The organism is Candidatus Endoriftia persephonae (assembly GCF_023733635.1).
GTDB classification, from domain to species: domain Bacteria; phylum Pseudomonadota; class Gammaproteobacteria; order Chromatiales; family Chromatiaceae; genus Endoriftia; species Endoriftia persephonae.
In genome coordinates, this window is record NZ_CP090569.1 from 2,128,324 (window position 1) to 2,148,075 (window position 19,752).

The following is a 19,752-nucleotide window of genomic DNA, read 5'->3' on the forward strand; positions in this document are numbered from 1 at the left end:
ATTCGACTTTTCTGAGGCGGAAGGCTTGATTCGATTTTCTTTCAGCCTGCACCATGCCTTTGCCACCAAATTTTCTGTGGCAAAAGGTTTAATTCGACTTTCTTCCAGCCTGCGCCATTATTCACACCCAAAAGCCTATCATTTCCCAGTAGGCACGCGCAGCCAACTTCTGCAATGGCGACGAAGCCGCATCCTGCCTGAGCCTTGCAAAGCGAGATGATCTTTCGACAGGGACCGACCCTATTAACCACCTATCCGCCATGATGCCGAATAGTCTGGGCTCCAAGCCTCTCCGGCTCTACCCGACTTAAACTTAATTCCCTGTTGCCGTGCACGGTGCTTGTTCCGTGCGATGCCTATTGTGCCCAACGCTGCAAATCACCGGAAAAATAAAGTTGCAGAGCGAAGCGGCGCAGCTTTATTTTGTCCGAGTGAATTTGCCTTGTTAAGTGCTCTTTTTGGGCACTGATTATCCCAGCCAATCCTTATACTGCGCGAGTATGAGAGCATTAGCAAGCGTAAAGAGGAAGCCCCAAAGCTTGATACTGTTTGCCATCTTTTTGATTTTGAGTTCTTCCTTGGCGTGGATTTCTGCGCGTTCTTGTTCACGATGCTGAAGCTCGTGTTCTATGAGAGCTTTGAGGCTCTTCTCTGCAACTCCGGATACAGAAACTCGTGGGCCAATTTCTCGACCATCGTGACTAAGAGCATAAAGAAACTCGTCACCATATTCGCGGAGCTTCTTGACCACACCATTCATTAGCTTCTGCTCTTTCGCCGCGTTTTCCGTTAAGCCTTCATTCTTCACCATGTCTTGATAGCATCTGTAGCCAAGCCACAGGATTTCTTTCAAGTGATGGTGCTCCAATAAGGAGTACTCTTTGAAAACATTGGCTTGGTGTGCCGCCAATGCTGCCCGTGGTGCATCACCTTCCTCAACTGCGGTGTATGCCTCTCTCAGCAAGCCGGATCGTAGGAGATTGAATTGATGCTCGATCAACCCATTTGATTGCAGTATTTTTACCGCTTCCTCTACTCCCTCGGCGGTTTCGAGATCGCAATGACTAATACAATCCAAGCCATTCAAATCGGCATCGAGCCTGCGCTCCGTATCCTTATAATGCCTAACGAGTTCTGCCTCAGAGGAAATCTTCTGCTCCAAGAAAAGTTGCTTCAAAAATCCTTGAAGCCCATACCGAGTAAACTGCATCCCAGCGGTGGGGTCTAACGACATCGTCAACTGAGGAACGTGGAATTTTTCTCCGGCTTCTACCTTTATTCCTCCGTCTTCACCTGGACGGATGAAATAGACCTCTTTGCCACAATCGGGACAAGCACGACTAGTACACCAGGTATCAAGCATGACCAATGACAACCCGCAATCCTGGCAGAACCGTGGCGCCGCTACTTTCAGCGCTTTGACATCTCCGTTGTCTTGGTTTTTGCTCTCAGACATGGCTACATATTTATTGCACTTAACGGCTGCGCTCACCCGAGCAGAAGGAGCGGTAGCGACTGGAGCGTCGGGTGCAGCGCTTGGTTATGCATTTTAGCTTAAATGCTTTACCAGTAAAGTATATAGTTCGGCTAGTTTGTTCAAATAAGTCTCATCGGCAGTAGAGAAAAACTTTGATACCTGATTTCCAATAGCTTGGAGAGCTTTGACTTGACTTGGGTCGCTAGCCATTTGGTTATGACCATTAATTACTTCATTAGTTAATTGCCCTATTTCTTCGGGACTTCTATGCACAGCTAGAACAGCACATGCAACTGTGCTCACAACCTCAAAGCTTACTTCAGCGAGTCTTGAAACATGATCGGATGCCACGAATGCGATTAGCATACAAGTATACATCTCATCATCAGTGAGCTTAGATAATGTTCTTCCGCTTCGTTTAACTGCCTCTTCCGCGATCAACTTGGAGACGGCAATTACTTCGTTAACCAATTTATCTTCACTATTTTCTAGAATATCAACAGGATAGCTGGAAAGAATTTTGTCTAGAGAATCGCGAAAACTGGCATCAGCAAACATTGATTGCATTAATTCCATATCTTTTTTTCGTTTTCTTTTTAAGAATGAAAACATATCACTCTCCTTATCTGTATTAATTCATTTTTACGCATAACGTTTGGGCTTAGTGGCGACAAAAAGTGGAGCGAGGAACGAGCGGAGCTTTTTGACGTCCACTGGAGCCCCATTGTTGGGCATAATTCTGTGCTGGCCTGTGTCCATAACTCAAAATTCTCCACTTCCCTGAGGATTCAACTTTTTTGAGGCGGAAGGCTTGATCCGATTTCCTTTCAGCTTGCACCATGACTTTGCCACCAAATTTCTGAGGCGGAAGGTTCAATTCGGCTTCCTTGCCGCCTGCACCATTATTCACACCCAAAAGCCTATCATTTCCCTGTAGGCACGTGCAGCCAACTTCTGCAATGGCGACGAAGCCGCATCCTGCCTAAGCCTTGCAAGGCGAGATGATCTTTCGACAGGGACAGACCCTATTAACCACCTATCCACCATGATGCCGAATAGTCTGGGCACCAAGCCTCTCCGACTCTACCCGATTTAAACTTAATTCTTTGTTGCCGTGCACGGCTTATTCTATGGCGATGCCTTGGTTGCCCAACGTCGTAAATAACCTGTCATTTTGAGAGCGCTAGCGAACAAAATGTCAGGTTGATTTACCTTGTTATACCATGATATTAGTTATCTCTTGGCTTTAGAAGATAAAACCTCGATAGAGAAAAGACAACTTCTACATTACTATTTAATGAATATTTACTTTTAAGTTTGTTGGCTAACTTATTTATCTCTGCTTCTATATTAGATTTTAATATATCTAGATCATTAATATTTTGCTCTTTGGCTTGTAGGGCTTGCGATAATGCTACACCACTCCATTCTATATTTAGCCTTTTAATAAATTTTTTATATTCATCTGATTCATAGGGCTTCTTTTCATATGGCTCATTAAGAAATTGAATCGAAATTACTAAATTAAATAATCCCTCACCCTTGATTTGAATTGGGGCTATTACACTATCAGTGCTATAAGGATTATCATAACTTCCAAACCCTGCATATGCATTTGATACAGATAGCAATACCATCAACAATAAAATACAAAGGTACTTGTGCATTCACTTCTCCTTTTTCTTTTTGGTATAACGCCAGCCGTAACCGGCGTATTTATAGTGAGCGCAGCGAACGAAAAATACGTCCGAGTTTACGGCATTGTTAGAGGTTTTTACTCTGGGACAGTTTTTCGTCGCCATGGCTGGCTTTTTGCTCCTGTAGCTGATTTGATGTGCAAGCATATATGATTGTCCGTTTCAACAGCAGTGCGCACAATTTCTTTGGTATAGAGCTTTAAATCAAGAATAGGTATGTATTCGGCATCACGTCCTCGATGCGCAATTTCGCCCCTGATTGATACGATATGATTAACTCGATCCGGGCCGACATGCCAAGCGGATGAAATACCGTCGGTACCGATAAAATGCTTGGCATATAACTCAAGTACATGACTTTTTGGTGTATTAATACTTGATGCTTCTTTTCTAGCGTAGTGGAGTAAGAGTTCTTTCCAACCTTCCCCTGCCAATTCAAGAGGTTTTAGCTCATGTGAGTCAGCTTTAACTTGAGAGCTTAATTTTTTCTGAACAGAAGGTGGTAATTGCGAAGGGGTATCTAACGCTCCAGTTATATGCCGCACAGCTTCCGTAACAATATCTTCAAAGTATACTTCCCACGCAGCACAAAGCATAACCACTCCGCTACGGGTGATATGGCCAAGTGATCGGCGGCCTAAACCACCCGGATTTAGTTTGCTGTGCGCTTCAGCAAGCTTATGGACATCAGAGATGTTCCTATAGAACTTGGTGAGCGACTGTGACGCCATGTACGTCCTTTGTAACCTCTAACGTTTAGCTAACCGGCGCTAACACTGAGCTTGAAAGCCAGGTGAGCCTTCTACGAAGCGCGAAAATCAAGCGCCGCTGAGGACGCGCAGCGTCCGTGTTGAGCTTTTTGTTAGGCAAATTACTTGCCACTGTGCATACTCTCTATCTCAGTACGAGAAAGACTTTTTTGAATTCTTGTAATTTCAGTTATGGCGCCAGAGAACATGCCAAAGTGGCCTCGCTTGCCTGCTAAGTACCTGCCTTCAATTATTGCATATTCCTTATTAAAATAAGGTTGTTTAATGCCTGACCTATCAATCCATATTGAATTCTCTAATATCATTTGATCATAATCTTCTTTATGAAGATAAAGTGCATTGCCTTCGAATTCAAGATTTAGAAAGCCAGTTACTCTGACTAATTTATTGTGATAATCACCTGGAGACGAAAGAAGCTGTAATGTTGATACGCAATATACTGTGGTTTCATTCTTAATTGATATTGGGCATTTATATAAATCATTTGCATATGGTTGTTGATAAATGCACAACAAGATTCCGATCATTAATGACTTTATAATATTCACGATCATTCTCTAATTTTTGACATGCCTAACGTCTTGGCTCAGTGGCGGCAAAAAGTGGAGCGAGGAACGAGCGGAGCTTTTTGGCGTCCACTGCAGCCACTTGTTAGCTGCTTGCTTTACCATGGTATTAAAATTGTGTGGCCATCCCTCGCCCCTCTCCTGCTGAATTTGGTAACCAACTATCCCGCTTCAGCGCATGATAGACTTTGATCTACCACCTATTTTGGATAGCTACCAACTCTGCCCCGCTTCAGCGGCTGGTGCCTTTGGCACGCCACCTGTTTTGGACGGCTACCAACTCTCCCCGCTTCAGCGGCTGATTTTCCTTCGATACGCCACCTGTTTTGAATGGCTACCAACTTTCTCCGCTTCAGCGGCTGTTATGCCTTTTGATGCTCCACCTGTTCAGGATGGCACTTTCTGCCCCGCTTCAGCGCGGCACGAGCTTTGACTCTACACCCGCTTGGGTTTTGCGACTTACTTTATCAACATAATCGCATGAAAAATTCTTGGCTTAAATTGACTACATTTCGGCTGACTAATGCACGTATTCCTTCACCACTAAAAATTAGTCTTACAGCTAACGCCAAGCTAACCTGACCAGGATGGGATGATTGTTTTTGGTAAGCTGAAAGCATCCAAAAACGAGCAGCGCATTCTGGGTCAGGTTGAGCGACTTGTTAGCAGCGCTTCGTAATTTCAATAATTTCTTTCTTTATTTTTTTGTATGAATTAGGCAGGTTTCTATTATCCAATCGTTCTAATACATAGAGCATTGAGTCAATAGCCTTAATTGTTTTCTTGCGCTCTTCTAACAAAAACTTTCGATTACTTTGCTCTTCCGTCAGCCCCAAATATTGGGACATCAATTCAACAGCTTTGTCAGAGCATAATAAATCCATTTCTAGATTATAATTCATACATATTAACTTATACCTCAAAAGAAGATCCATAGCCGCCGTATGATTGCTATTTAGTTTAGATAAAATCTGATCTCGTGCTCTTTGTGTTTCAATAAGTTCTTCGAGGAGATTATTGTTCTTATACTCTGCCCTGTACTTGGGAAGGCCTTGAACATTTCTACTTAAATCCAATTTATCATTCAGGTATGGTAGGAAGTAGTCTTTATCAAGAATTGCAAGGTATGGTATACCCAAGTCTCTAACTATATACAATGGATAAGCAAGATTTTTAACACCATCTATGTTTATTATACTTATCCCATACAAATCTAAGTTGATTGACTCCCTTCTAGCCAAATGCTTAATGACCTCAGCATCGTTTTTACTTTCTACCAATATCACATAGTTTGCATAAAAAAAGTCACTATTACGATACAAATGAAACTGATAGTATTTGAATTCTTCGAGCCCATGATCATGAAAGAATGTATCGTTAAGTTTAAACAACTTTGACTTAAACCCTCTTCTATCATCCGGTATTTTCCTAACGAGTGAAATTCTCTCATGTTCAATATTGTCGATAATTACGGTTGAATGAGTCGTTATTACTATTTGAGCAATTCCACTTTTCTCTGAGTCCTCAATTATTGAGTTTATTAATTCTCTCTGTGCTTGTGGATGAAGATTAGTTTCTGGTTCCTCAAGCCCTAAAACTATATTTCTATGCCTTAGATTTGCTAACACCCGGTGAAATGCAATAATTGTTAAGCTTTGAAGCCCTGTCCCACAATCATCCAGATGATGGTTGACGCCAAGTTCATTAACATGCATTTGAATTCCATTTATAAAGGACAAAAAATTAGCATGTCTGTCAAAATTTAGTGAGAAGTTGAATTTATGCCGAAGAGAGTAATAGCTCTCAACATCTCTTGATATTTTCTTAAGCGCACCTGACTCCAAGTAATTTGCAGCACTTTTAAATTTTGGAGTAAGTGTGTCTCTCTTTTTAGTCTCAATTTTAAGATATTCTTCTATAAGCTCTTTTATCAATGTATTTTCTTCCCACCGTAGCTGTTCTGGGCTTCTGTTTGGTGGGATGTAAACAAATGCAATCTTCTTTTTAATGTCATCTATTAAGCCATCAGGAGCGACAGAATATGCATTATTATTTTTGTATTTGTATGTGATTTTATTTTTATTTGTAAAGCTAAACTGAACTTCCAGTTCATTATTTTTAGAATATCTATCTAGATTATCAGTACCTGAAACATCAGAGAAGCCTAATGTTATTCTTGGGGTAGAGTTGTTTGTGTAACTATGCTTTCCTTGATAGAAATATTCAATTTCCGTTTCTGGATTAAAAAATGCGTTCATTGCTCTTATGACAGCAGATTTACCACTGTTATTTTGGCCAACAATGGCATTTACAGAATTAAATGTAATGCGGCATTGATCAATTGATCTGAATTTTTTTACCTCTATATAATCGATCTTCAAATTTCTATCCTTGGCTGCCCACCTTAATTCTCAGCTGCTAACGTCTTGGCTCAGTGGCGGCAAAAAGTGGAGCGAGGAACGAGCGGAGCTTTTTGGCGTCCACTGCAGCCACTTGTTAGCTGCTTTCTTTGCCATGATATTGAAATTGTGTGGCCATCCCTCGCCCTTCTCCTGCTGAATTTGGCAACCAGTTATCCCGCTTCAGCGTATGACAGACTTTGATCTGCCACCTATTTTGGATGGCGACCAACTCTGGCCGCATCAGCGGCTGATGTGCTTTTGATGTTGCCACCTGTTTGGATGGCTACCAACTCTGCCCCGCATCAGCGGCTGAGTTGCCTTCGATGCACCACCTGTTTTGGATGGCTATCAACTTTCCCGCTTCAGCGCGGTACGGACTTTGACTCTACACCCGTTTGGATTTGGCAACCAATTTTCTCGCATAAGCGCGTGACAAATTATGGACTTGAATTGACTGAGCTTGGGGTGCCTGATGCGTTTGTTCATCGATCATCAATATTTGTCTTTCAGCTAACGTTTGGGCTTAGTGGCGACAAAAAGTGGAGCGAGGCACGAGCGGAGCTTTTTGACGTCCACTGGAGCCCCATTGTTGGGCATAATTCTGTGCTGGCCTGTATCCATGACTCTAAATACTCTACTTCCCTGAGGATTCGACTTTTCTGAGGCGGAAGGCTTGATTCGCTTTCCTTGCAGCCTGCACCATGCCTTTGCCACCAAATTTTCTGTGGCGAAAGGTTTAATTCGACTTTCTTGCAGCCTGCACCATTATTCACACCCAAAAGCCTATCATTTTCCTGTAGGCACGTGCAGCCAACTTCTACAATGGCGACGAAGCCGCATCTAGCCTGAGCCTTGCGAGGCGAGATGATCTTTCGACAGGGACAGACCCTATTAACCACCTATCCGCCATGATGCCGAATAGTCTGGGCACCAAGCCTCTCCAACTCTACCCGATTTAAACTTAATCCTCTGTTGCCTTGCACGGCTTATTCTATGGCGATGCCTTGGTTGCCCAACGACAGAGCTCACCGGACCGGCGAAGCGGGGGCCATTTTGTGCAAGAATGGAGCGCAGCGGAATGGCACAAAATGGACGCCGCTTTGCCGGGTCCGAGTGAAGCGCATTGTTAGGCGAATCTACCCGAATGGCTATGCAATCTCTCCTTCATGCCACCCCAATCAACACTCTTTAGTAAAATCATTATTTTCCTTAGCGATCAGCTTTACTCTGATACTGATGGTTTTCAAAAGCTCCATATACTTATCATTAGTCATTGACGGCCATGCAAGCTTCAATATCTTCATTAACCGTTGCTCATTTTCGATAACACTTTTTGCAGCCAGGCATTGTTTCTTGCCAATATATTTTGATTTACCTAGCCCTTCAATATCCAGCCTAATACCCTTTTTATCACCGATTAAATTGATAGATGAGTAATCAAATTTAGTATCCCCTATATGCTCCCCTTTGTAGTCACGCCCCATAAGCATTAGGACAAGATTTGCTCTGGCAATCCCCAAATCGAACATTGAAACGTTTTGACTCTTTAATTCATCGACAACCGATCCTTTTCCTGCATATATTTGCGATGAAACAATCACTGACAAAACAAGTACGACCAATCTCAGCATCCCAATACCTCCAGTTACAATTAATCTAACACAATATTATGCATTGCCTAACGTGCAGCTCACGGGCGTGCGTCAGCACGTCCCGTGTAGCTGATTGTTATAACTATATTTATTTGATGCTGTACTGGGTACAATTGAGTACTTGCTTGACAGCTTAATGTTTGCATTCTATTCGCTATTACCCAATAAATGAAGTTACTTCCAGTGCTTTTTTATAACCATGTATCTTTAACTCTAAGATCTTTATTAGCTGATGAGACAACTGTTTTTAGGCATTTTTCTGCTACAGATAGATTGCTATCTAAATACTCAAAGTAAGTATGATGATCTATATTTTTTAGATCAACAAATTCCTTTAAAGCTTGATTTACTTCATTAGAAAATAGAAATACACCGCTGTCTGAAGCCTTCCTGATTTTATGATAACTTTCATCCCAGAATTTATCTAACTCAGCTTCGTATTCTTTACTTAGCTCTCGATTCTCCATTTCTGCCTTATATTTCCGATTATAGTAGTGCGTTAAATCTAACAGTGCTTCAATTACAGATTGATATGCTACAACTCTCAGTTCCCACCATTTTTTATTGCGGTGTTCACGAGTTGCAATATAGGCCGAAAATAAACCGGCAATAAGGCCAACTATTCCTAACTTTAGTAATTCAAGAAATGTATCCATGTTCATTTTTGGTTATAACGTCTCACATCACCGGCAGAAAAAGCAGAGCGAGGAACGAGCGCAGCTTTTTTCTGTCCGAGTGCATGTGATTGTTATGCTTTCATAGTTTCTAATTAGCCCATTTTCTTATAGCAGCAACAATACTTTCTGTATTCCATCTTACATCTTCTTTCGACCTAGAATAAACTACTTGAGATATTCTTTCTTGCCCTCTTGGTATGACACCCACAATTGGAATATCGTTTTTTATTGCCGTATCTAATTCCCATTCAATCCAATCGCTGTGAGAAGCATAAATTCCTGCAATACCCAATACAATATTGGCATTTCTGATTTTTTCACGCAATCTTGTTTTGATGTATTCCGCGTTTTCAGAATCAATTGGTTCATCAGGTGAGGCTTCTTCAAATTCAACATCAAAATAGCCTCTATTATTAAGAAGTGTTCGTAATTTTTTTAAATCGTCAATATGTACCCAAGAATGACTAATGAATACATTATAGGTTTTTGCCATAACAATTCCTCCTATTTATTTAATTTAATAATGTGCTTCTTTGATGATTCATATGTCTCTCTCTCCCAATCGGCTTCAAGTTTCGAATAGAATAATTTTTCATATTCTTCGCGCTCTTTTCCTAGAGCAAGCAAACAAATCGAATATGTAGCATAAATCCATTTTAAATCATTCCTTTGTTCAAAATTATCCTGCTCTAACATTTCTTCTATAAGAAAAATTATTTTCTCACGAGTTTTTTTTGCTTCAACTTTGTAATATATTTTTTCATCATCATTGCTTTCTGATAACGCCTTAAAATCTAAACATAGTGCATAATTCTCACCTGTGTAATAATCATTATTTATTTGAAACCCTTTGCGATAATAATCAATAGCACGGTTTAAATATTCCACGTCTTTATCTAATAACCACAACCTTTTATAAATTGCTCCAGTTAACCCCAATGTTTCAGGATCGTTTGTGCTATCGGGTTCAAGTTTGAAAATAATATTGAGAGCGTCCTGCAATGCTGTTCGTTCGGAAGGCTCTTTACTCTTATAGGTTGAAAGAGCATATTGCTGAATAAAATAAGGTTCGTTTTCAACTTTGTTAAGTGCTTTTAACCAAAATTTCTTTGCTTCAATAAAATTACTTGAAGCCATTTCATTTTTTGCTTTTTCAACAATTGCAAAGATATGTTTCTCCTTGTCTGCTAATTCTTGTATTATGTAATTGAATTCTTCTCTGGGTAAAACATATGGTTTAATTGAAGAAATATATTGAAAAAATGGACTATCTGTTTCTTCATTATTTACTACACTTTCAATTAATAATTTTAAGTCTTTTACACATCTTTGTGCCTCTGTCGCCCCAATATCATCTCCCATATGTTCATAGTGGAAAATCTTGTTGTGATTCAAATCGAATGGAATTGAATCGTGAGTCTCTTTTATAATAATTGTTGAAAATGGTCGAGCAGCATGCCTAACTCCTAATTCATAAATAGCGTTGGGATTGTAAGTAGTTATATCTGCAATTACTAATTCTGCCTGAAGCAAAAGTGCATACATATTTTTATCTATTAACCCAGAATCTTGAATTTCATCACCTCTAACACAGTCCAAGCCAGATTCTTCAACTGCTGGCTTTATTATATTCAAATAGGTTTTATCCAGGTCATAAGTTTCACCAGAATATATATCGGTTTTTTTTCCATATCCCATTATCACAAAGCATAGTTTTTTCATAAATTATTTCCTTAAATTTAATGCATAACGTTTGGGCTTAGTGGCGACAAAAAGCGGAGCGAGGAACGAGCGGAGCTTTTTGCCGTCCACTGGAGCCCCATTGTTGGGCATATTTCTGTGCTGGCCTGTGTCCATGACTCAAAATACTCTATTTCCCTGAGGATTCGACTTTTCTGAGGCGGGAGGCTTGATCCGATTTCCTTTCAGCCTGCACCATGACTTTGCCACCAAATTTTCTGAGGCGGAAGGTTCAATGCGATTTCCTTGCCGCCTGCACCATTATTCACAGCCAAAAGCTTATCCTTTCCCTGTATGCCCTTGCAGCCAACTTCTGCAATAGCGACGAAGCCGCATCCGGCCTGAGCCTTGCAGGGTGAGATGATCTTTCGTTAAGGCACCAACCAAATTGCCCAACTCTCTGCCATGATCCCGAATAGTCTGGGCTCCAAGCCTCTCCGGCCCTACCCGATTTAAACTTAATTCCCTGTTGCCGTGCACGGCTTATTCTATGGCGATGCCTTGGTTGCCCAACGTCTTGGCTCAGTGGCGGCAAAAAGTGGAGCGAGGAACGAGCGGAGCTTTTTGGCGTCCACTGCAGCCACTTGTTAGCTGCTTGCTTTGCCATGGTATTGAAATTGTGTGGCCATCCCTCGCCCCTCTCCTGCTGAATTTGGCAACCAGCTATCCCGCTTCAACGCATGATAGACTTTGATCTACCACCTATTTTGGATGGCTACCAACTCTGCCCCGCTTCAGCGGCTGGGCCTTTGGCGCGCCACCTGTTTTGGACGGCTACCAACTCTCCCCGCATCAGCGGCTGATGTGCTTTTGATGTTGCCACCTGTTTTGAATGGCTACCAACTTTCTCCGCTTCAGCGGCTGTTGTGCCTTTTGATGCTCCACCTGTTCAGGATGGCACTTTCTGCCCCGCTTCAGCGCGGCACGAGCTTTGACTCTACACCCGCTTGGGTTTTGCGACTTACTTTATCAACATAATCGCATGAAAAATTCTTGGCTTAAATTGACTACATTTCGGCTGACTAATGCACGTGTTCCTTCACCACTAAAAATTTGTCTTACAGCTAACGTTTGGGCTTAGTGGCAGCAAAAAGTGGAGCGAGGAACGAGCGGAGCTTTTTGACGTCCACTGCAGCCCATTGTTGGGCATAATTCTATGCTGGCCTGTGTCCATGACTCAAAATACTCCACTTCCCTGAAGATTCGACTTTTCTGAGGCAGAAGGCTTGATGCGATTTCCTTCCAGCCTGCACCATGACTTTGCCACCAAATTTTCTGTGGCGGAAGGTTCAATTCGATTTCCTTGCAGCCTGCACCCTTATTCACACCCAAAAGCCTATCATTTCCCTGTAGGCACGTGCAGACAACTTCTGCACTAACAACGAAGCCGCATCCTGCCTGAGCCTTGCAAAGCGAGATGATCTTTCGACAGGGACCGACCCTATTAACCACCTATCCTCCATGATGCCGAATAGTTTGGGCTCCAGGCCTCTCCGACTCTACCCATTTAAGCTTAATTCCCTGTTGCCTTGCACAGCTTATTCTATGGTGATGCCTTGGTTGCCCAACGTTTTGCATGAGTTGCGCGGGGATAAACCACTAAACTTGTTTTAAGCAATGTGTTTAAAATAACCAGCGAACTAAAAAGAGCCAAAGAACCCCGCGTCAATTCGATGCTTTTGTTAGGGTTTTTCATTGCACTCACCTAAACGCTTAGACAATATTTGGTTATACTCTTTTGCCCAGGCCTCCAGTAGCTTTATTTTTTTATAATTTTCTTTTCCAAATAACTCTTCGCACGACCCCCATATAAGTTTTGCACGGTGGATTGGTGGGCCTCCCATATAACCAGGGACCATTTCAAAACAACTAGGCACCTTAATTAAGCTCTTATCACCTCGAGCCAAGGCATTTTCTACCGCCTTATCTGGAGAGACAGCAAGAATAGTTTCTAGTGGCTCTGCTGACGATACCGCAAATGAGGCGAGTAACAGAAGAAGCAATATGATTCCTAGTTTGCACATGCTTTCTTTCATTTTGAACCCTAACGACATGCATCACCGGCAGAAAAAAGCAGAGCGAGGAACGAGCGGCGCTTTTTGCTGTCCGTGTGAATGTGATTGTTAGCTGTATGTTGCACGATCTTCAGACTGCTCGTTTATAGAACACAAAGATGCTTCGCATGAATTAATGAATATTATCGCCGATTCACACCAGCTCTGTATTGAAAAGAAAAACTCCCACGGAGTCTGCTTCTTACCCATCAATGTTCCAGCCAACGTTAAATCACCGCCCCACCATTTAAAATTACCTTTATATTTTCTTGATCCAACCGTATCTATTCTAAATATTTTGGCATGTATTATTTTGTTGCAAACCCAAAAAAGATCACGCTCTTTCTTTTTAGAGAAAGCATGCTGCCCAGCTCCGTAACACATAATGTTTTTATCATTTACGTATGATATACCTCTTTCTTGCAGCATTTCCGCGGCATTTCTCAACTTAACGGCAAGTTCGATTGCATAATTACTCACAATTGACTTTGTAAAGTGATGGTAGTCTAAATCGGAATAATGCCTCTGGAGTTCACTCTCTCCGATAAAATAACGCACCGAAAACAATTCGCCTGACAAGGCTAGATTATTAAGTATAAATAATTTCTCTTTTAAGCTTCCAATATCCACAAAGTGAGATATATAATCCCCCTATTTATTAACAGCTAACGTTTGGGCTTAGTGGCGATAAAAAGTGTAGCGAGGCACGAGCGGAGCTTTTTGACGTCCACTGGAGCCCCATTGTTGGACATAATTCTGTGCTGGCCTGTATCCATGACTCAAAATACTCTACTTCCCTGAGGATTCGACTTTTCTAAGGCGGAAGGCTTGATCCGCTTTCCTTTCAGCCTGCACTATGCCTTTGCCACCATTTTCTGAGGCGGAAGGTTCAATTCGACTTCCTTGCAGTCTGCACCATTATTCACACCCAAAAGCCTATCCTTTTCCAGTAGGCACGTGCAGCCAACTTCTGCAATGGCGACGAAGCCGCATCCGGTCTGAGCCTTGCAGGGCGAGATGATCTTTCGTTAAGGCACCAACCAAATTGCCCAACTCTCTGCCATGATGCCGAATAGTCTGAGCTCCAAGCCTCTCCGGCCCTACCCGATTTAAACTTAATTCTTTGTTGCCGTGCACGGCTTATTCTATGGCGATGCCTTGGTTGCCCAACGTTTGGGCTTAGTGGCGACAAAAAGTGGAGCGAGGAACGAGCGGAGCTTTTTGACGTCCACTGGAGCCCCATTGTTGGGCATAATTCTGTGCTGGCCTGTGTCCATAACTCAAAATTCTCCACTTCCCTGAGGATTCGACTTTTCTGAGGCGGAAGGCTTGATTCGATTTTCTTTCAGCCTGCACCATGACTTTGCCACCAAATTTTCTGAGCCGGAAGATTCAATTCGAATTCCTTGCAGCCTGCACCATTATTCACAACCAAAAGCCTATCATTTCCCAGTAGGCACGTGCAGCCAACTTCTGCAATGGCGACGAAGCCGCATCCGGCCTGAGCCTTGCAAGGCGAGATGATCTTTCGACAGGGACAAACCCTATTAACCACCTATCCGCCATGATGCCGAATAGTCTGGGCTCCAAGCCTCTCCGACTCTACCCGATTTAAACTTAATTCTTTGTTGCCGTGCACGGCTTATTCTATGGCGATGCCTTGGTTGCCCAACGTCTTGGCTCAGTGGCGGCAAAAAGTGGAGCGAGGAACGAGCGGAGCTTTTTGGCGTCCACTGCAGCCACTTGTTAGCTGCTTTCTTTGCCATGATATTGAAATTGTGTGGCCATCCCTCGCCCTTCTCCTGCTGAATTTGGCAACCAGTTATCCCGCTTCAGCGCATGACAGACTTTGATCTGCCACCTATTTTGGATGGCGACCAACTCTGGCCGCATCAGCGGCTGAGTTGCCTTCGATGCACCACCTGTTTTGGATGGCTATCAACTTTCCCGCTTCAGCGTGGTACGGACTTTGACTCTACACCCGTTTGGATTTGGCAACCAATTTTCTCGCATAAGCGCGTGACAAATTATGGACTTGAATTGACTGAGCTTGGGGTGCCTGATGCGCTTGTTCATCGATCATCAATAATTTGTCTTTCAGCTAACGTTTTACTAACCGGCGCTGACACTGAACCTAGAAATCATGACAGCCTTAAATCGAAGTGCAAAATTTAAACGCCGCTGAGGACGCGAAGCGTCCGAGTTGAGTAATTTGTTAGAAGACATTTCAGCTACGCCCTCAACCGTTTAATTAATAGAATTACTCCTTTAGATTTTAGTAAAATTGTAAGCGCAAAAGCTATTTCTACTATAGTGCCTACAATATGGCCCCAATCTTCAGGACTAATTCTGAATGATGTTATAACCCCAGCGTTTTCTTTGTTTGTAAAATAAACATATGTAAAATTGAAAGCCAGATCAGATAATGCAAAAAACAACAAGATAAGGCCAAGTATAGTAACCGCTATTCGTTCAATCTCTTCAGCCGCCCTATTTGATTCTGATGATTCTATACTTTTATCGAATACTCTATTTGTAATAGTTCCTGGAAATGACCACATTAATAACCCGATAATAACAGGGGCGATTAATGGAAATATTACCCACATAGCAAATTTAGCCAACGTATCTTGGCCTTGATGCAAAAATGAATTTATATGTCCAGGTATCGCTGTAACTGCAAAAACAACTATGACGATTCCAGAGACTTTAATAAGAAGATTAGATAACTGTCGGTAGTCCATATATTTCCTTTTTCCTTCTAACGCTTGGGCTCACCGGAAGGCAAAAGCGGAGTGGCTTGGAGTGTAGCGGAAAGCCGCGTAGCTTTTGACTGTCCGGTGTAGCCCATTGTTATGCGCTTGTGTTTAAATTTTGCATAAGAGCCTGATTTCGTGATGAGCGTTCTTTTTGTAATTTTTCAATATCTTTGATCTTTTGCTCCATAAATTGAATTGGATTCCACTCATCTTTGCCGGGTGTTGCTTGTGCAGGTAAATTTCCTATGGTTCTGAGCTTCGTAGCTAGTTTATATGCTTTTAACCCCAGTGTTGCATATTGCAATTGACGCTCTTCAAACCCCTCTTCGTAATCTGGAGGCGATGCCGCATATTCAAAGGCACCAGATATTTTATGATTTGCCGATTGTATTTGGTTAGGGAAGTTAAGCACCTCATACATGATTTCGGCTTTTAGCGATTTCCACTCTACTTCGACTGAAAGAGGGTCAAAATCTGGCGTTTTAGTTTGTATTGACCGATATCCATCTTTATCTGGTTGACCATAACAAAGACCATCATCAGCTATCACATCAGCACAACCGTTTACGAATGTATCAAGAATGCACGAAATACGAATAGCCAAATATTCTAGTTCTTTTTTGTTCGTACCTTTCTTAAACCACCATTCTTTAATGGCATTGAGAAAAACACCAAGAACCACACCGATTAGTACATAAGCTGTTTTATCCATAAGGGCTCATTTCTTATATCGCATAACGACAAGAATAAGCCGCCCATAAAAGCGCGCCAGCGCTTTTATGGGTCGGTCTTAATTCAATTGTTAGCTGTCCTTTACTTACCAATCTGTACTAACCGGTGATTTAATACAAGACACGATTTCTTTTGTAAGAGAATTTAGACCATTAACTGCCGTTTCTACTAAAGAACTACCCCAATGTCCTTTCTTTGGTAGCTTCTTATATTCGTCTGGACTACCGTAACCAACATCTTTTTGCAAATACATTATTTCAGTATGTGCAATTTTAAACTTATTATCTTTTGCATAGAGATTAATTGTGGATTGGACAGAATACTGAATCATATCTGCCTTAATGTTGATACGACTATTTGCGAATATTATGCCGGATTCTTTATCTATAAACTTAACCACCTCTCCTTGCGGAATCACTGTTGTTGACTCCCGTCTTTTACCCACGCCAAATAGGCCAGACACTCCACTTGAAGTGCCTATTAGTACAACAGAATCATTTTTGACGTGTTTTATGATGCATATTTTTGCCTGCTGAATTATTGATTGCTTATTTGATTCAATTGTATGGATGCTATCTTCTGTCTTTTCAATATATTTATTATCCTCGGCAAATAGCGAATTAGAAATGATTAGCAATAAAATACCTCCGACCATGATGGCTGTATAATTTTTCATAATGACTCCTTTATTATTTCAGCTAACGCTGCAAATCACCGGCGGCAAAAAGCATAGCGACGAAGGAGCGGCGCTTTTTGCCGTCCGAGTGCATTTGCCTTGTTATGCTTATTGGTCAATTTTATATCTGATAGAGTGTTCCACATCTCGATGACCTATAACAATATAGCCTGCAAGAATTACATGATTCACATTTTTTCTCTCTTCGCTCCCATCATTAAAACTCAACTCTTCACCTCTATTTCTGAGCTCATGAAATTCTTTTCTATCAGATATATAATATCCATCCCCTTTTAATAGAAGCATTCCATCCGTCCTTACTTCGTCTCTTGTATCTGCGCACTCAAAACTGATTTCAAATTCGATGTATATCTTATCTGGATCTTCAGTTACAAAAGGTGAAATATTTACAGTGGCTTCAGATGATATAGAAAACCCATTGCGATCAAGAATGGAATTCATTGAATCCGCAATTGTTTTAGTAAAACAAGAAACCAAAGCATCATTGTCAATATTTACATCTGTCTTTAACTCCTCTAATAACCCAGACAATGATGGGTATATTCGTATTTCTTTTGGAAATGAATCTGCTTCCTCTCTGAGGTTGCCTGCAAGACCATTTTTATAATTTCTATCACGAAAAAACGCTTTATCCTCTGTTACCAAATATACATCGTCTTCATTAAGCAGACTCATGCAATCTGCCCAAATAACTCCGTCCTTAAACTGCTGATTCTTGTCACTTGGAGGCTTTTTATCATTTATTTTATTTAGAGATGACCTCGCGCTTTCTAATGTAAAAGGAATCTCATGTAATTCAACCTTCACTTCATCAAATAAACCTTTCGCCTTCGTTCTAATATCATTCTCACTTGGAAGTACGACCTCTTTTAATTGACCAAAAACCGTAAGAAGTTGTCTATGGTTTTTCTGAATGTCATTAGAATACGCAACAAGAGAGTTAAAAAGATTCCGTTCTACTTCCTCCTTTACTATTTCCGGCAACACTAACTTGGCTTGCTTTTGCTTTATGTAAAACCTGGTTGCAGCTCCTTTGGCTGTATTAAGCCCCAGCTCAGACAACCATATATTACTGTCTAACACTATGTACATTGATGCGCCTTACTTATTACGAGCATAACGCCTTGCTCAGCGGCAGTTTAAAGTGGCACGTTTTTGCGAATGCAAAAAAAGTGACGCTTTAAACTGTCCGCTGGAGCTATTTGTTAGCAATTTTTTATTGATACCCTTGCCAGTACTCTTCAATTAACCACAAAGGTTCTTCATTCATGTGCTCTTTGATGTACTTTATAACACTTTCGTATTCTTCTGATGAAAACTTAGACCATTTTGCTTTTTCAGCTTTTCTCCACTCTGTCTTATACCCACCAATATTATTCAACCTAAGTGATTTTAATAACACAGCATCAATAGGAGGATGCAAAGCAATTACATTTTGATGAGAGTTGTAGCCCCCGCACACAAAAATAGTTTTTAAATACATATTTATTAGTTTTGCAGCTACACCATGGGTAAATAGTAAGCCCATTTTTTTAGCTTCGGAAATAATTGAAAGCCGCCATTCTCTATGCTTTTCATCGATTTCATTTGATGTTGGTAATTTATCGGGATCATTTACCAAAGAAATCATACCTATTTTCTCTAGCAACATTTTCCCCTGTAAAACAGTGAAGCGACAACCTTTAACACTTGATGCTCTGCTAGCAGCCCAAGAAGCGTATCTGTGCTTATGTTCTTCGATTAAATATGGCACACGATTCCTATTGATTGCTAACGTCGCGCATAAGCGGGATTTTTAAGCCACAGAGCGCAGCGGCGTGGCTTAAAAATGTCCGACTTAATGCGCCTTGTTATGTACATTGTTATCGATACCATTCCCAGTTTTTCCTACAAATAGAGGCTAATTTTTTAACGTTTAGAAATGGATTTGTTGTGGCTTTGGGTTTTGATAAATAAACTGTTGTATTAAACTCCCCCCAACCCTTAGGTAATACTTCTTGTGACTTTCCCCATTCAGTAGGGGGAGCGATAGCAGCCTCTTTTACATCTTTTATTTCGGCAAACTTTATAGCTTTGCAAATTGCATATTCTCGAAGAATAGGAAATGGTGCAATTGCTTTAAGTTGAAATGTATTTTCTTTTATCTGATGGTATTCAGCACTCATAGAACGTTGAGGATCTTTTGGAGTGGATACGCACCCTGATATTGTTAAAACTAGAATTGTAATTATTTTCTTTTTCATTTTTATCCTTGTACATAACGACCAGCTCACGGGATTTTGCGAAGCGCAGCGTAACAAAATTCCGGTGCAGCGCCTTGTTATGCATTTTTACGCCAATTCCCATGGTAGGTCACGACGGCCATGAACTGGCTTTAGAACTCCACTGTTACGTAGCTTTTGTGCAGCCCACCTGACATCGTACTGCCAAGTATAAAGAAGATCACCTGAAGCTCTTAGTTGGGATTCATAGTTGTCCCAAATGTACTTTGAAACATCCTTGGGCCACCCTTTGCCTCCTCTAGACTTT

General features: G+C 41.4%; 18 protein-coding genes. All 18 read right to left on the minus strand.

All coding sequences use genetic code 11. The annotated features are described in order from the left end of the window. Positions 1 to 469: 469 nt before the first annotated feature. Positions 470 to 1,456, minus strand: a complete 987-nt coding sequence (locus L0Y14_RS09555) for a hypothetical protein (RefSeq protein WP_240991761.1) — start codon at positions 1,454 to 1,456, stop codon at positions 470 to 472. 93 nt (positions 1,457 to 1,549) lie between these two features. Further along, the gene (locus tag L0Y14_RS09560) at positions 1,550 to 2,089 is read right to left on the minus strand and encodes a hypothetical protein (RefSeq protein WP_251859177.1); all 540 of its coding nucleotides are present in this window, start codon (positions 2,087 to 2,089) and stop codon (positions 1,550 to 1,552) included. A gap of 617 nt (positions 2,090 to 2,706) precedes the next feature. Further along, positions 2,707 to 3,144 (minus strand): hypothetical protein, encoded by a 438-nt coding sequence (locus tag L0Y14_RS09565; protein ID WP_138921957.1) that lies wholly within the window; start codon positions 3,142 to 3,144, stop codon positions 2,707 to 2,709. Between the two features lie 107 nt (positions 3,145 to 3,251). Next, complete coding sequence (locus tag L0Y14_RS09570; RefSeq protein WP_138921956.1) at positions 3,252 to 3,905, minus strand: HEPN domain-containing protein; 654 nt, start codon at positions 3,903 to 3,905, stop codon at positions 3,252 to 3,254. A 140-nt stretch (positions 3,906 to 4,045) separates the two neighbouring features. Next, entirely contained in the window at positions 4,046 to 4,492 is a 447-nt protein-coding gene (locus L0Y14_RS09575) for a hypothetical protein (protein ID WP_138921955.1), read from the minus strand. Positions 4,493 to 5,172: 680 nt separating this feature from the next. Beyond that, complete coding sequence (locus tag L0Y14_RS09580; RefSeq protein ID WP_251859178.1) at positions 5,173 to 6,891, minus strand: ATP-dependent nuclease; 1,719 nt, start codon at positions 6,889 to 6,891, stop codon at positions 5,173 to 5,175. A 1,199-nt stretch (positions 6,892 to 8,090) separates the two neighbouring features. Then, the gene (locus tag L0Y14_RS09585; protein ID WP_040820364.1) at positions 8,091 to 8,543 is read right to left on the minus strand and encodes a hypothetical protein; all 453 of its coding nucleotides are present in this window, start codon (positions 8,541 to 8,543) and stop codon (positions 8,091 to 8,093) included. 212 nt (positions 8,544 to 8,755) lie between these two features. Beyond that, a complete protein-coding gene (locus tag L0Y14_RS09590) occupies positions 8,756 to 9,220 on the minus strand; it encodes a hypothetical protein (RefSeq protein WP_138921960.1) in 465 nt (154 codons plus the stop codon). 109 nt (positions 9,221 to 9,329) lie between these two features. Beyond that, the gene (locus L0Y14_RS09595; RefSeq protein WP_083825215.1) at positions 9,330 to 9,734 is read right to left on the minus strand and encodes a TIR domain-containing protein; all 405 of its coding nucleotides are present in this window, start codon (positions 9,732 to 9,734) and stop codon (positions 9,330 to 9,332) included. An 11-nt stretch (positions 9,735 to 9,745) separates the two neighbouring features. Beyond that, entirely contained in the window at positions 9,746 to 10,963 is a 1,218-nt protein-coding gene (locus tag L0Y14_RS09600; protein WP_251859179.1) for a TRAFs-binding domain-containing protein, read from the minus strand. A 1,700-nt stretch (positions 10,964 to 12,663) separates the two neighbouring features. Further along, on the minus strand, positions 12,664 to 13,017 hold the full coding sequence (locus L0Y14_RS09605) for a hypothetical protein (RefSeq protein ID WP_251859180.1): 354 nt from the start codon (positions 13,015 to 13,017) through the stop codon (positions 12,664 to 12,666). Between the two features lie 87 nt (positions 13,018 to 13,104). Continuing rightward, positions 13,105 to 13,665 carry a hypothetical protein gene (locus tag L0Y14_RS09610; protein WP_138921965.1) on the minus strand — a complete coding sequence of 187 codons (561 nt, stop codon included), beginning with the start codon at positions 13,663 to 13,665 and terminating at the stop codon, positions 13,105 to 13,107. 1,601 nt (positions 13,666 to 15,266) lie between these two features. Next, entirely contained in the window at positions 15,267 to 15,779 is a 513-nt protein-coding gene (locus tag L0Y14_RS09615; RefSeq protein WP_138921950.1) for a hypothetical protein, read from the minus strand. A 109-nt stretch (positions 15,780 to 15,888) separates the two neighbouring features. Beyond that, complete coding sequence (locus L0Y14_RS09620) at positions 15,889 to 16,506, minus strand: hypothetical protein (protein ID WP_040820226.1); 618 nt, start codon at positions 16,504 to 16,506, stop codon at positions 15,889 to 15,891. A gap of 105 nt (positions 16,507 to 16,611) precedes the next feature. Next, positions 16,612 to 17,202 carry a hypothetical protein gene (locus tag L0Y14_RS09625; RefSeq protein ID WP_040820223.1) on the minus strand — a complete coding sequence of 197 codons (591 nt, stop codon included), beginning with the start codon at positions 17,200 to 17,202 and terminating at the stop codon, positions 16,612 to 16,614. Between the two features lie 108 nt (positions 17,203 to 17,310). Then, a complete protein-coding gene (locus L0Y14_RS09630) occupies positions 17,311 to 18,315 on the minus strand; it encodes a PIN domain-containing protein (RefSeq protein WP_006475811.1) in 1,005 nt (334 codons plus the stop codon). 124 nt (positions 18,316 to 18,439) lie between these two features. Next, on the minus strand, positions 18,440 to 18,976 hold the full coding sequence (locus L0Y14_RS09635) for a hypothetical protein (protein ID WP_040820222.1): 537 nt from the start codon (positions 18,974 to 18,976) through the stop codon (positions 18,440 to 18,442). Positions 18,977 to 19,085: 109 nt separating this feature from the next. Beyond that, entirely contained in the window at positions 19,086 to 19,466 is a 381-nt protein-coding gene (locus tag L0Y14_RS09640; protein ID WP_138921948.1) for a hypothetical protein, read from the minus strand. Positions 19,467 to 19,752: the final 286 nt, after the last annotated feature.